This is a genomic window from Virgibacillus sp. LDC1, assembly GCF_025792345.1.
Taxonomy (GTDB): domain Bacteria; phylum Bacillota; class Bacilli; order Paenibacillales; family Paenibacillaceae; genus Paenibacillus_AQ; species Paenibacillus_AQ lautus.
The window spans coordinates 4,327,903-4,341,094 of sequence record NZ_JAOXLZ010000001.1; the positions used below are offsets into that span (position 1 = coordinate 4,327,903).

At 53.6% G+C, this 13,192-nt stretch carries 10 protein-coding genes; 3 read left to right on the forward strand and 7 right to left on the reverse strand.

The window, feature by feature from the left end:
• Window positions 1–97 precede the first annotated feature (97 nt).
• Window positions 98–409 carry an MGMT family protein gene (locus tag OHJ21_RS19730; protein WP_071222479.1) on the forward strand — a complete coding sequence of 104 codons (312 nt, stop codon included), beginning with the start codon at window positions 98–100 and terminating at the stop codon, window positions 407–409.
• A gap of 13 nt (window positions 410–422) precedes the next feature.
• Here the strand turns inward: OHJ21_RS19730 and OHJ21_RS19735 are convergent, their stop codons facing one another.
• From OHJ21_RS19735 to OHJ21_RS19745, 3 genes are read right to left on the reverse strand one after another with little or no spacing between them, the layout of a single operon-like run.
• Window positions 423–1,403, reverse strand: a complete 981-nt coding sequence (locus OHJ21_RS19735) for a TRM11 family SAM-dependent methyltransferase (protein WP_100539148.1) — start codon at window positions 1,401–1,403, stop codon at window positions 423–425.
• Window positions 1,404–1,442: 39 nt separating this feature from the next.
• Complete coding sequence (locus tag OHJ21_RS19740; protein WP_100539149.1) at window positions 1,443–2,384, reverse strand: LLM class flavin-dependent oxidoreductase; 942 nt, start codon at window positions 2,382–2,384, stop codon at window positions 1,443–1,445.
• Between the two features lie 23 nt (window positions 2,385–2,407).
• Complete coding sequence (locus OHJ21_RS19745; RefSeq protein ID WP_100539150.1) at window positions 2,408–3,823, reverse strand: deoxyguanosinetriphosphate triphosphohydrolase family protein; 1,416 nt, start codon at window positions 3,821–3,823, stop codon at window positions 2,408–2,410.
• A gap of 424 nt (window positions 3,824–4,247) precedes the next feature.
• Between OHJ21_RS19745 and OHJ21_RS19750 the strand changes: the two genes are divergently transcribed.
• Both OHJ21_RS19750 and OHJ21_RS19755 read left to right on the forward strand, forming a co-directional pair.
• Window positions 4,248–5,567 carry a polysaccharide lyase family 7 protein gene (locus OHJ21_RS19750; RefSeq protein WP_100539151.1) on the forward strand — a complete coding sequence of 440 codons (1,320 nt, stop codon included), beginning with the start codon at window positions 4,248–4,250 and terminating at the stop codon, window positions 5,565–5,567.
• A gap of 98 nt (window positions 5,568–5,665) precedes the next feature.
• A complete protein-coding gene (locus OHJ21_RS19755) occupies window positions 5,666–10,630 on the forward strand; it encodes a CBM96 family carbohydrate-binding protein (RefSeq protein WP_394054126.1) in 4,965 nt (1,654 codons plus the stop codon).
• A 308-nt stretch (window positions 10,631–10,938) separates the two neighbouring features.
• On the opposite strand, the gene OHJ21_RS19760 is transcribed toward OHJ21_RS19755, so the two are convergent.
• From OHJ21_RS19760 to OHJ21_RS19775, 4 genes are all read right to left on the reverse strand, one after another.
• Window positions 10,939–11,724 (reverse strand): glycoside hydrolase family 73 protein, encoded by a 786-nt coding sequence (locus tag OHJ21_RS19760; RefSeq protein ID WP_326114169.1) that lies wholly within the window; start codon window positions 11,722–11,724, stop codon window positions 10,939–10,941.
• A complete protein-coding gene (locus OHJ21_RS19765; RefSeq protein ID WP_394054125.1) occupies window positions 11,711–12,163 on the reverse strand; it encodes a phage holin family protein in 453 nt (150 codons plus the stop codon). Before OHJ21_RS19765 ends, OHJ21_RS19760 begins: the two co-directional genes overlap by 14 nt.
• 287 nt (window positions 12,164–12,450) lie before the next feature.
• Window positions 12,451–12,588, reverse strand: a complete 138-nt coding sequence (locus OHJ21_RS19770; protein WP_100539156.1) for an XkdX family protein — start codon at window positions 12,586–12,588, stop codon at window positions 12,451–12,453.
• 19 nt (window positions 12,589–12,607) lie between these two features.
• Window positions 12,608–13,189: a hypothetical protein gene (locus OHJ21_RS19775; RefSeq protein ID WP_394054122.1), complete on the reverse strand. Its 582-nt coding sequence runs from the start codon at window positions 13,187–13,189 to the stop codon at window positions 12,608–12,610.
• Window positions 13,190–13,192: the final 3 nt, after the last annotated feature.

Consider the following 13,192-nt stretch of genomic DNA (forward strand, 5'->3'; position numbering starts at 1 on the left):
AAGATCCATCCAACAAAAGGAACGTCCCGAGGTTTCATGCCTTCCGGGACGCCCTTCTTTTTTTTACTACTTTTAAACGCAATGGGAGAGAGAATCGATGCAGCCGTATACGGAACGTGTAATTGAAGTGATCCGGAGCATTCCGGAAGGATATGTCATGACGTATGGACAAGTGGCCAGACTGGCCGGCAGCCCAAGGGGCGCACGACAAGTCGTCAGAATACTTCACACCCTCAGTCACATTCACAAGCTGCCGTGGCATCGGGTCGTCAACGCAAAAGGAGAAATCGCCATCAAGGATGATGAGTCCAGACTCATGCAGGAGCTGTACCTTCAGGACGAAGGCGTTGCCGTCAATCCCAAAGGCATCATTGATTTAGAGAAATATCGTTATGATCCTGGGGAATAGATCATATACCCCATTATTCGCACAGCCAAATCTCCCTCACAAAACTCCCCTTCCGGGTCGTGCAATGACGCAGGACCTTCCAGCCCGAACTCAGCAGCAACTCGCGTAATGGCTCTATGCTGACGATGACAGCTCGATCTGACAACCGGCGTAAGCTTTGGAGCATCTGCAATTTCTCTTCCTCCGGGAAAACGGAACACAGATTATACGGCAGGTCCAGGATAGCCGCATCATAATGACCTTGCATTGTATTCATATCCTGAATGGCAACTTTGTTGTCATCATAACCGTAGTGCCTCAGATTCACCCTCGCTCCCCGAATGGCAAGCGGATTGATGTCACGGCCCTCGGCCGTGATTCCCATCGACAACGCCTCAATCAATACATTTCCCATGCCGCAGCAGGGATCCAGGAGCGCGACCCCGCCTAACCGAGGAACAGCCAGGTTGACCAGTGCCCTCGCGATGCGCGAGCTGAGACCTGTGGAGTAATTTTGCGGCTTCTGTTTATGATTCAGCCATGCACGTTCAGGTTCAAGAAGTATTCCCAATCTCCACATGCCGCCTGTGGACACCATACCGAGCGTGACATCCGGAGCTTTCATCTGTGCAGTTCCTGTTATTTGGCAGCCTACCATCCGTTCATACCCGCGTGATTGTTCATAACCGAACCGATCTCCCGCCTTGAGGCAGACAACTTTGAAGGTCGCATGGTTAAGGTCAATCCGGCCTGCTTGCTCGGCCATTCGTTCGATGGATTCCCCAGTCATTCTGACATCGATGCAGGCCGATAAGAACGGGCTCCGATCCGGATCAACCCATAACTCGCTTACCAGCCAATCCTCACCGTCAGGCTCATGACCGAACAGCTCCGTCAGCTCCATCAAGCACAGCTCCCGCTCCGTTTCATGACAGGTATAAGTATACAGATAAGAGGACTTGCCACTCATGGAAGACGGACCAAAGGTCATGTCATCGTCGTTTGAATTCATCATTTATTTCGTCTCTCTTCTATTATATATGTGCAGCAGTCACTACTGCTCCATTAACAGCCGATAGGATTCCAGCCGCGCATTATAATCGCTCACCGGCGTGACGATCAAGAACTCGTTACACCGATACTGTTCTGCCATATGCTGCAGTCTGTTTCGTACACTTGCAGACGTGCCGATGATAAGCCGCCGGGATGGGTCTGACGAATCGGAACCAGACGGGTTTGTGGGCATCGCGTGCTGCCCTGGTCGGGAAATTTGTGCTGCAAGCTTCTTTGCCTGTTCCTCCGTCTCCGCGCAAACCACGCTTACCGCCACCATCGCGCACGGTTCTTGCAAATGAGCGCTTGGCTCAAAAGCTTCCCTATAAGCTTGGAGAACTTCCGCCCCGTCCGTATCGCTCATAAACTGTCCGAATACATAGCCCGTCCCGAATTCGGCCGCATACCCCGCACTCTTCGTGTTCGTTCCGAGCATCCACATCACGGGCGGAGTTACGGGCACCGGTTTCGCTGCTACCAGCACGTCTTCATAGCGATACCGATCCTCTAGCAGCTCGGTCAAAGCCCGAATCCGCTGCGGCAAATCCGCCACATGACCCAGGAAATTTCCGCTAAGCGCCATGCTCGTATGGGCTGAACCTCCCGGTGCCCGCCCGATCCCGAGATCGATGCGTCCGGGATACAGCGATGCCAGCATACGGAAATTCTCCGCCACCTTCAGCGGGCTGTAGTGGGGCAGCAGCACGGCCCCGGAGCCGAGCCGGATGCGCGTTGTCCTGGCGCCGATATGAGCCAGCAAAATCTCGGGCGATGCACAGGACAGATGCTCCAGATCATGGTGCTCCGCAGCCCAGTAGCGCCCGTAGCCCCATGCTTCCACTTTTTGGGCAAGTGTCACGGCTTGCTGCAAGGCTTCTTCGAACGAGCTCTCTCCAAAACGCGGAACCAGATCAAGCACGCTTAGTTTCAATTGGCTACTCATGCCATCCCCCTTGTTCGCTCTTACTAATCCAAATCATAGATCGAACCTACCTTGAGTCCATATAACTCGTTATAGATTTTCTCGGCAAAAGCGTCCGTCATCCCTGCGATATAATCAATCACCATATGCTCCCACGTCCAGATCGGCTGATCCCGCTTCTGATCTGCCTCATAACGCTGCAGCCAGTCGGACGGAATGATCGCCGTGGAGGCGACAGGATCCAGAAAAGCATCCCACAAGCGCTTGATGATCCATTCGCTGCGTTTTTGCAGGCGCTGAACCCGCAGGTCGCGAATCATGGTCACCCAAGCGAAACTCTTCAGGACGCTGACCGTACGCAGCATATCCTCATCTTCCACACCGTCTTTGACAAACGTCACCTTTTTCCAATCCCCGTTCGTAATTACGCCCAAGCTGCCTACAAACAGGCTGACCCAGTAGGCTTTGACCTCCCGCCGGGTACGGGAATAGTCATTCTCGCAGGTCGGCATTTTCTCGTTCCAGATTTTCAGAAACTCGTCCAGCACCGTATCCACCTTCGGATGAATCTGCTCCTTGGTCCATCCCTTCCATACCTCGTCTTCCAGCGTCATGATCTTCTCCACGATCAGTTTGTTCAGGTGACTGTCCCGCAAAAAGTGTTCGTGCACCTCGATCTTCCCGGCTTTGATGCCATCCTCCAGATCATGCGCGGAATAGGCGATGTCATCGCAAAGATCCATCAGCTGCGCTTCGAGCGTTCGGTGCGTGCCGGGAATTTGCCACTCCTTCCGAATATGGGAGATGTATTCCCATTCATGCCGGTACATCCCCTTGGGGTTATCCAACCCGGAGAACGGATATTTATTGATGCCAAGCAGCACCGCATCCGACAGATTGAGTCCGTTGACGTTCTCTCTTTTCTCCAAAAACATGATCAGCCGAAAATTGTGCGCATTCCCTTCAAAATGCTCATATTTACGCCGCATCGCCTGCTGCACCTCGGCTGCCTGCTCCGGTGTCGGCGTACCCGGCTGACGCGTCAGCTCCTTCTCGGTTCTCCGGTCAATGTGCTTCTGCAGAATGCCCTGCAGCACTTCTTCGCCCTTATGGCCGAACGGAGGATGCCCAAAATCATGGGCGATCGCCGCGCACTCCACCACCTCGGGATCAATCATCAGCCCGGCGTTGTCCGCCTGCTCCGGCATCACTTCGGGATAATTGCGGGTCAGGCTCCGTGCCGCTTCGCGCGCAATCTGCGCCACCTCAAGCGAATGCGTTAAGCGCGTCCGGTAGTAATCGCCGGTGCCGGCACCGAATACCTGTGATTTTCCTTGCAGCCTGCGGAACGTCGGCGAATGAATCAGGCGCGAATAATCCCGTTCGTATACCGCGCGTGAAGCATCGGACTTCGTTTGCTCCGGATATTGGCGATGCTCTCTAAGCTCCTTCAGTGTCATTTATCCCACTCCTGTTTTTATCTATTTATGGTCGATTCGGAATCGTTCGTTCTTATGATTATATGCCATACGGGATCCGAAAGAAAAATGTTATTCGAAGGTAAGCCATTCACTCTTTGTATACCCGTATTGTCACGTCGGCTATCCGCTAAGCACGATATTCCCGTCAGGGTGATGGATGGGGCAAATCATTAACAAGATGATTGCATCTCTACTGCGCTATCTCGCACCCTCAGGGAGCAGAGGCCTCAATAATTCCTCCATTATGCAAAAACGCCAAGCGCTTATAGGATTAACACAAGACCTGTGCGCGCATTCTTGCTACGTTGTTAGGTAAGCGCTGTCATTCCTGTCTTAAAGCGCACCACGGAAAGGAGGGAAATGATATCCATAAGGGTTGCACCATTATACGGGAGGGATTGCTGTGAAACGAAGGCATGCTTTTTCGAAAAGAATAACGTTCTGCCTGATCAGTGCAGCCATGCTGTTAGCTCCAATGTTTGAAGGACACGGATTTGCCGCTGGAGAGAGCAAGTACTCGGCTTCCGCATCGGCCAGCAGCTATGACACCCGCTGCGCTTGCGATGCATCGAAAGCGGTGGACGGCAGTCTCAGCACACGCTGGTCCGGCGAAGGCGACGGCACTTGGCTGAGGCTGGATCTAGGGTCCGCCAAACCGGTTGCACTGGTCAAGATCGCGTTTTACAACGGAGATACGCGTACATTCACCTTCGATATTCAAACCTCAACCGATGGCTCCAACTGGCTTCAAGCACGAAACGCTGTCCATAGCGTTCAAAACAACCAGCTGCAATCCTTCACCATCCCCGCCGTGGAAGCCCGATATGTACGCATTGTGGGCTACGGCAACACCTCCAACCAATGGAATAGTTATACGGAGGTTGAGCTATGGGGAGGCACTGCGGATGGAGGAGGCGGGGACCTTGACCCTGCCAAGCCTCCTTCGGGCAATTTTGACCTAAGCAAGTGGAAAATCACCCTGCCTGACGCGTCCGAGGTCCAGGCCGGAGCACTCGCCAGCGGGTATGTGCATCCGGATTGGTTCTTTACCGATCCCGTCACCGGCGGCATGGTGTTCACATCGCCTAATATCGGTGAGACCACCACGAACAGCACTTACACCCGCTCCGAGCTTCGGGAAATGCTGAATCCGTCGACGAACAGCGCCTCCTCATGGGCCAACAACTGGGTAACCTCTACCTCCTCCCCATCCATAAAATCTCAGGCCGGCGGCGTGGATGGAACGATGAAGGCTACCTTACGCGTGGATCGTGTATCCGTCAGCGGGAACGAAGCCGATAAAATCGGCCGCGTCGTGGTCGGGCAAATCCATGGCCCAAGCACCGAACCGATACGGCTCTATTACCACAAGCGTCCTTCGGACAGCAAAGGTGCCGTTTATTTTGGAACCGATGATCTGGACAACAACAACACCTGGGTGAACATTCTCGGCGGACCAAGCCAGCTTAATCCTGCAAACGGCATCGCCCTCGGCCAGAAATGGAGCTATGAAATCAAAGTGACCGGGCTTCTCATGACGGTGAAAGTAACCCCAGAGGGCGGATCGGCCAGCACCGTGACGCATACCCTCCCTAGCGGTTATAACGATAAGTATCTGTACTTCAAAGCAGGCGTCTATAACCAAAACAAATCCGATACCACCCCGGATCAATCCGACCATGTGAAAGCTACTTTCTTCTCTCTAACGCACCTGCATCCTTAACATCCACTTGTCAATCCCATGCCCGGGGCAGTCACGCGCCTGCTTCCGGGTTTTCTTACACACGCTTTAACTACAAATTAAAAGCGAGGGATGGAACGTTGAAGAAGACATTGAACCGAATCTCATGCCTGATCCTCTGCCTGCTGATCACCATAAGCGTTATGGCATCCCCGGGGCAGCTTCGTGCCGTATCCGCACAATCGGTTTCAGAATTCGATCTTGCGGATGAATCTGTTGCCTCGGATTCCGAGCCCCTACCGGAACCAGAAGGACCGGATATTCTGTTCTTCTCCGATAACTTTGATTCAGAGCGCTACGGTACCACGGGCGGCGTCGTTATTCCGCTGCCTTGGGTTCAGACCGGTGATGGAGGCAGCAAAGCCAAAACCTCCGTATCCGGCAGCGCTCCTTCTACGCCGAACCTTATGAAGATCGACGTGACCGATTCCGTCTATTTGCCCGTCAATACGACGGGTTACGGCAACATTAAGCTGAGTTATTATACAAGAGCCTCATCCTATGTCAGCGGCAGCATTGTGGCCGAGTGGTCGGGCGACGGCGGCGCGACCTGGAACATGCTGGAGGATTTCAAGCTGACCCCGGGAACGCCCGAAGCACCGCGCAGCGAATCCAACACGCTGAAAACCTGGACGCTGCCGCCGGAAGCAAGCAGCAATCCGAACGTACGAATCCAGTTCCGGGTAGGTGATCCGATGAACGCCAACATGTACATCGATAGCGTCTCGCTGTCCGGTCAGGCCATACCGGGCATTCCGCCTGCGGTCGATCCTGTGCCTGAACCCCCGCCGACCGAAACCGGTCCATACCCTGCGCCGGAAGGCGTAACCCTCTATGAGGACGTTTTGATCGGCAAAGCCGGGGATCGCGATCTCTATACGTCCATTGCCGTTCCGAGCACCCCGCCAGCCGAGCCTATGCCGGTCATGATCTACATTCATGGCGGGGGCTGGAATAAAGGCGACCGCAAAAACGCTCTCGGCAGCATCTGCAACTATGTCCTTAAACGCGGGTATATCGGCGTTTCCTTAAGCTACCGGCTAACCCCCGAAGCGCCTTACCCGGCCCAGATTCAAGACGTGAAGCTGGCCATCCGTTATTTGCGCGCCCATGCCGAGCAATACCACATCGATCCGAGCCGGATCGGCGTTTGGGGCACTTCGGCGGGAGGGCATCTCGCTTCCCTGCTTGGAACGACAGGAGACCTGACCATGGAGGATACGGTCACGCTGGGTACCGAGGATACGGTGCAGCTTCCCGATATCGAAGGAACCGGAGGCTGGCCGGAATACTCCACCAAGGTGCAGGCGGTGGTGGACTGGTACGGACCGGCAGACTTCACGACCGACTTTGCCGACCGGTACAGTTCGGTCACGAAGCTGCTCGGCGGGCATAACGCCCTGTCCGTCCCGATTGAGGCACGGCTTGCCATGCCGGGGACGTATGCCACTCCCGATGATCCGCCGTTCTGGATTCGGCATGGAGACGCGGACGCCACCATCCCTTATACCGACAGCGTCACCTTCGCCAATCAATTGACGGCCGCCGGTGTTCCTGTAGTCGATTTCGCAATCGTTCCCGGCCAGGGCCATGGCTTTACCGGGGAAGCCAAAACAACCGCGGATGCGGAAGCTTGGGCCTTCATGGAGCAGCATGTGAAGAATCTGGAGGTCACCACGCCGATCCTCTACAAAGACGGCTACACGCCTCCTGATCCGACGGACCCGACCGACCCCACCGACCCAACCGATCCTTCCACGGGCATTCCCGTTGAGGTTGGCCGTTTGGTGCCCTCGGACGATGCCCTGATCGACAGCTCCAAACCCGACACCAATATCAATTCAGCTACCGGCACAAGCATTGGCCTTTTTAGCGTATCGTCCGGTACAACCAACAAAAAATATGCCTATTTCAAATTCGATGCTTCCACCCTGAGCGATCCTGATTACCGCTACGAATTCCAGGTCGCCGCGAAAAAAGGCACCAGCAATACGGAGCTTGAGCTCTCCCTCTACGTTATCGAGGATACAGCCTGGAGCGAAAGCGATCTGACCTGGAACAATGCGCCCGTGAACAGCCTCGATTCGGCCGCTTATGTGGGATCGTTTACCGTAAAGGCCGAGAATGGCGGCCGACCGGAGGTGTACAGCGTCGATGTGACGGACTATGTCCGCAGTCATCTAGCAGATGGCAGCGTATCGTTTCTCCTTGCGGATGCAGCCCATACCGGTGTCAGCGTCAATATCTATACCAAGGAAGCCAACGGCTCCAGTAATCCAAGACCTGCGCTGGTCGTTAGCGAATTGGTGGATTCCAGTCAGGATACGACGCCACCGTCCTGGACGGACGGAAGCCGCCTGTCCATTCGCAGCATTGGCGAAGATTATGTGCATTTGGCATGGCCTGCGGCGGAGGACAACAAGATCGTCGCGAAGTATAACGTTTATCAAAACGATGTCAAAGTCATGGAACTGGGCTCCGACGTCACCCGCTATGAAATAGAAGGACTGTCTCCGCACACGGAGTACAGCTATAAGGTCGAGGCCGTGGATGCCGCCGGAAACGTCAGTCCGGTTCCGCTGACGCTGTCGGTTACGACGCTTAGCGCTCCCTTAGCGCCTTGGCCTGTGACCTCGGTCACGGCAAGCGGCAGCGACGGCAACATCGAGGATAATACCTTGGACCAAAATCTGTACACCCGCTGGTCTGCCGCCGGCGACGGTCCGTGGATCATGTATGATCTCGGCGAGGCCCGAGAAATCGGTTATCTGGGCGTTGCCTTTTACAAAGGGGACGTTCGCGCGACGGAGATCGATATCGAAACCTCCGATGACGGAGTAACCTGGACTCCCCTGTTCAACGGTTCGAGCAGCGGAACCACCACCGCGATGCAGCCATTTAACGTTCCGGACACGAGCGCACGTTACGTGAGGCTGATCGGGCGCGGAAATTCGGACGGCAGTGCCTACACGAGTCTGACGGAAGTCCATATCTATCCTCCTTTTGTTAACGGGGATACGCCTGTGGCTATTATTCCGGATTTTGTGCCGCAGCCTCCGGAAGGAACCGTTCCTTTTACCGCTCCCGGCATGAAGAATGCGGACGGCAGCGACCATCCGGTGCATCAGGCTTTTGCTGCTACCGGAAGGACACTGAACGTTGTCGATTACGGAGCAGATCCTGCAGACAACGACTCGGACGATCGACCGGCGATTCAACGAGCGATGGATGAAGCGGTCCCGGGCGACGAAGTGTTTTTCCCGAATGGCGTATACAACTTAAACAGTGCGCCCGATGGACTGACCAATCTAATGCTGAAATCGGAGGTCAATTTACGGGGGGAGAGCCAGAAGGGTGCGATCCTGAAGACCTCGCTGAACAAGGTCCGGAATAGCTCGATGTTGAAATCCGCGAAGCAGCATAACCTGACCATCTCCAATCTGACGCTGACCTCCGCATGGGAAGGTCAATATTCGACCGATCACAGGATCAACAACCCGGATGCCGGCGGTCCGGACATGATGATCATTGCCGCCAATTATGGCGAGGCGCCTTCATACAACATCACGATCGACAGCGTGACGATCGAGAAATTCAGCCGCATGGGCGTCCGCATCGAGAACAGCCATGATATCGTCGTCCGCAATACCACGTTCCGAAATGCCACGGACCTTGGGCCGGGCGGTGCCGGGTACGGCGTATCCATTCAGGGCGTACCGAAGGTCGACCGCAACGGTTTTGCCAATGATACAAGATGGAATCTGGTCGAGGACTCTTCCTTCGAGGGGCCATATCTTCGTCACGGCGCACTCATACAATATGTGGCCCATAACAACGTGATCCGGCATAATGAATTCCACCAAGTCCGGCTGGATGCGATTGATCTGCATGGGGAGCTGGAGTATTTTAACGAGATCCACGATAACCTGATCACCGACATGCCGTATGGCGGCGGCATCGGCATCGGCAATACCGGAGGAACGGCCCCGACCAACCACAGCAAATCCGGTCCGCAAAACTATATCCACGACAACACGATCCGCAATGCGCGGGAAGGCATCGTTGTATCGATGGGCTCACCGGATACCATCATTGAGAATAACCGAATCGAGAACACCGTCGACATTCCGGACGCCGCCGGCATCCATATTTTGAACGGACCGGGCACGATCATCAAGGGCAACACGATCCGCCAGAACACCGCCGAGCATTATTGGGGCATTCTCCTCGAGCATGACAACGGGGACACCAACGCGGACGGCATTGGAGCCGGAGACCCGGAGAACGTGCAGATTCTGAACAACACCATTACCGGGAATAGCAACGGGATTCAGCTCAAGGCAGGCCAGAATATCAAACTAAGCGGCAATACGCTGGACAATATCGGCGAGAACTTTAAGGCATCCCCCGGCGTCACGTATACCGATCTCACCGTGGGCCTGGAGTACAGCACGACGGCCCCGACAAATGGAGACGTAGTTGCAGCCTTGGTAGCGGAGAGTTCAATTACCGTTACGAATAACGGCGGCTCTCCCACTTACAGGTTTACGGAGAACGGTTCATTTACCTTCGAATATGTGGATGAGGACGGCAACGAAGGCACCATAACGGCCACCGTATCGAACATCGATAAAATTGCTCCGGTGCTGAAGGTTACACTCTCGCCTTCCGTGCTAAAGGCGCCGAACCACAAAATGGTCGATATTCACGCTGACCTCGAATCTAGCGATGAAGGCTCTGGCGTTGCATCCATTGTGTTGACCTCCATCACCATGGAACGTGCAGAGGGCAAGGGGCATAGCGGAGAATTTCAGGAACTTTTGAACGGGAAAGATAAGGACACGGGTAACAGCGAAAGTAAAGACAATCGAGGCGATCGGGGACCGGATATTCAGGATGCCGAATTCGGTACCCATGATACCCATTTCCGGCTGCGTGCGGAAAAATCGGCACGCGGTCAAAGCCGGATCTACACGGTAATCTATACCGTTACGGACCATGCGGGGAATCAAGCGCAGGCAGTGGGGACGGTGAGGGTGAAGTGAGGTAATTTACGTAGTGAATTATTATTAATGTGAATGCATGGACAGGGATTTATCGAACAATTCGACCGGCATGAAATGCGCCGAGAAAAAAAGACGACTCGGACACACAATAACAGCACATTTTGGAAATGAATAACCGAGCATAAAGATGCTGGTGGAGCACCAACGGATATATATCTACCCATACAACAAAAGCTGCCCATACCGTCCTATTACGGTTGGGCAGCTTTATTGTTCAACATAACTCAAAAAACGCTTCATTATATAGATGAAACTTGCGAAAGCATCTGCCATTGATAATGTTTGGATCACTTGCTCGGTCTATCGAAAATTCCCAGACGATGCAGCACGGTCATGATTCGATAAAAATCAAAACTGCCCTCAGGATCATGCAATACTTCTGCCTGCTGTGCAGCTTGTACTGCCGGTTCTGCCCAAGCTGGAACTTTAGCCGGTTTCTCCGTCTCTACAACCTTGAGCCTTTTGTTCATCTGCTTCATGTCATTGCTCTGCTCGGCTAGCAGTTTCATCGCAGAAGCATATTGCTTACTAAGCTGCTGCATCTGCTCTTGTGTTTTTTGCAGCTCGGCCGTTAATTGTTCGATTTTCATGCGTTCCTCCTCCTCTGGATTAGGCACATCATATTGATAGAGCGAGTTCTGCTCCATAATGGAAATGAGCTTTTTCGGATAATTGGGATCTGTGGCATAGCCCCCTCTCCAAATCTCGGTCGCCGCCGTTTTATAATCCGCCCACAATACGCCATGGTAGCGCTGTGGCTTGTCGCGCGTGCCATTCAGGACCAGCCTAGTATGATCGGCAACCGATTCACTCCAGCTGTTATACTTGCGAAACTGGGCATGGGTCGTATAGGGCGTCTGCCCCCGGTATTCGGTTGTCTGCATGGTGACGTTTCCCGCCGGACCGGTTCCTTTGATGCCAAACAGATTGTTTGCTTTTTGCGTTAGACCGCTCATTCCCCAATTGGATTCCAGGATCGCCTGAGCAAGCGTAAGCGAGGCAGGTACCCCGTACTGACGCATGTCCTGAGTAGCAATAGGTGCCAGCTTGGCTATAAATTCAGAGGGCTTCATCCTTTTTCTCCTCCTTTTGGGCGGTTGGCTTTTCCCCTTCTTCGGATTTAATCTGGAAAACCTGTACCACATTACGCAGGGACTGAGGGATCGGTACCCCCATTCTACCGACGTTCTCAATAATAGACAGCAGCTCATTCGCGAGATAGAAGAAGATCACCGTATTCTGAAAATAATTCATCTCCCCCAGCACCCGATCCACCAGATGCATCAGGGCAATGATGAGAAAAATGGTCATTTTGCGTGCAATACCAGTATATCCAATTCGGCTGCGCAGCTCGCCGTTCATCCAGGCCGCGCCCCATCCGGTCAACCAATCGATCATCACGAACCACAACAACAGATGCAGCGGCAGCGACCATCCGCCCCATACGTACCCTGTCACGGCCCCCGTCCCCGCCACCAGCATCTTAAACAGCTGACCGATCTGCTCATACATAATACTTCCTCCTTTATAATGGTTTTGAAGGTGTGAAAAAGCCCTCGGGGAGCCGAGGGCTTGGGTTAAAGTTATTCATAGGTGCTTTAAGCGAGAGATAAACCTTTTTAGCATGTACATCACTTCGTCTGCGGATCATTCTTCCGATCGCTGTTGCCCCCGGATTTTCCTGAAAACTAATGGATAGGGTTAAAATCCGTGGACAAAGGCGACCGCTCCGCTTCTCCAGCATGATTCCGCCTTCTCCATTGAAGCTTTTTCTCATGTGAGGCCATTCAAAGCAGCGTTTAGTATGCCTCGCCAGTGATGACTTCATATTCTTCCGAAGTGATCACGCCAAATGCAACATATTGTCTCAATTGAGAATTTTGCGCCCACTTCTTTTCATAGTAGTACTTCAAACGCTCAAAATCGTTCTCGAACATCGTCCTCCGCTCCTTTCGATCAGCTATTTTCAAGTGATAACAACCGTAATTCAAGCCCCACAATTTGAGCACCCTGTGCCTCGTTCTGCTGACGCAGCTCCAAGGCCTCCAATTCCCGCGTTACCATCTCGCTACCTAAGCGATCCATTTCATTAGGCTCTACTGGTTGAGGTCTGGTTAACTCCTCGATTTCTTCTGGGGTTAGACCTTCGATCCATAGTATCGGCTGAGGCGGAGACACCAGAACTGGCATGTCGCCGCGCTGCTCTTCCGGGAATGCCTGCCACTTAGATAAGGCTTGTTGGAATGAATCTTGTGCTGCGCTTACGGCAGACTCATATGCCTTCCAGGCTCCTAAATCAAAGCGCGGGCGGAACAAGCCCGGAGTTACTGGAATGCCGATGATGTAGCCGGAGATGTTGGATTCTGATTCGTTGGGTGCCTCACCATCTGCCTTCGTAACGCCTTCTGTTGTGGTTAGAACATCTGGTGGTCCTTGTTCCATGTTGGAATAAAAAGGGACGACACCGGAAAAGGTATCGTCCACAAGCGTGTCCTCTAAATAGAGGCCGTCTATATTTACTTTAGGTACGGCTTTCATGTG

Excerpts from the sequence above, each read along its gene's own strand:
- OHJ21_RS19740 (WP_100539149.1), bottom strand. The coding sequence starts at position 2,384 with ATGAGTAGCCAATTGAAACTAAGCGTGCTTGATCTGGTTCCGCGTTTT.
- OHJ21_RS19760 (WP_326114169.1), bottom strand. The coding sequence starts at position 11,724 with ATGAAGCCCTCTGAATTTATAGCCAAGCTGGCACCTATTGCTACTCAG.
- OHJ21_RS19765 (WP_394054125.1), bottom strand. The coding sequence starts at position 12,163 with ATGTATGAGCAGATCGGTCAGCTGTTTAAGATGCTGGTGGCGGGGACG.
- OHJ21_RS19745 (WP_100539150.1), bottom strand. The coding sequence starts at position 3,823 with ATGACACTGAAGGAGCTTAGAGAGCATCGCCAATATCCGGAGCAAACG.
- OHJ21_RS19770 (WP_100539156.1), bottom strand. The coding sequence starts at position 12,588 with ATGTTCGAGAACGATTTTGAGCGTTTGAAGTACTACTATGAAAAGAAG.
- OHJ21_RS19735 (WP_100539148.1), bottom strand. The coding sequence starts at position 1,403 with ATGATGAATTCAAACGACGATGACATGACCTTTGGTCCGTCTTCCATG.
- OHJ21_RS19775 (WP_394054122.1), bottom strand. The coding sequence starts at position 13,189 with ATGAAAGCCGTACCTAAAGTAAATATAGACGGCCTCTATTTAGAGGAC.
- OHJ21_RS19730 (WP_071222479.1), top strand. The coding sequence starts at position 98 with ATGCAGCCGTATACGGAACGTGTAATTGAAGTGATCCGGAGCATTCCG.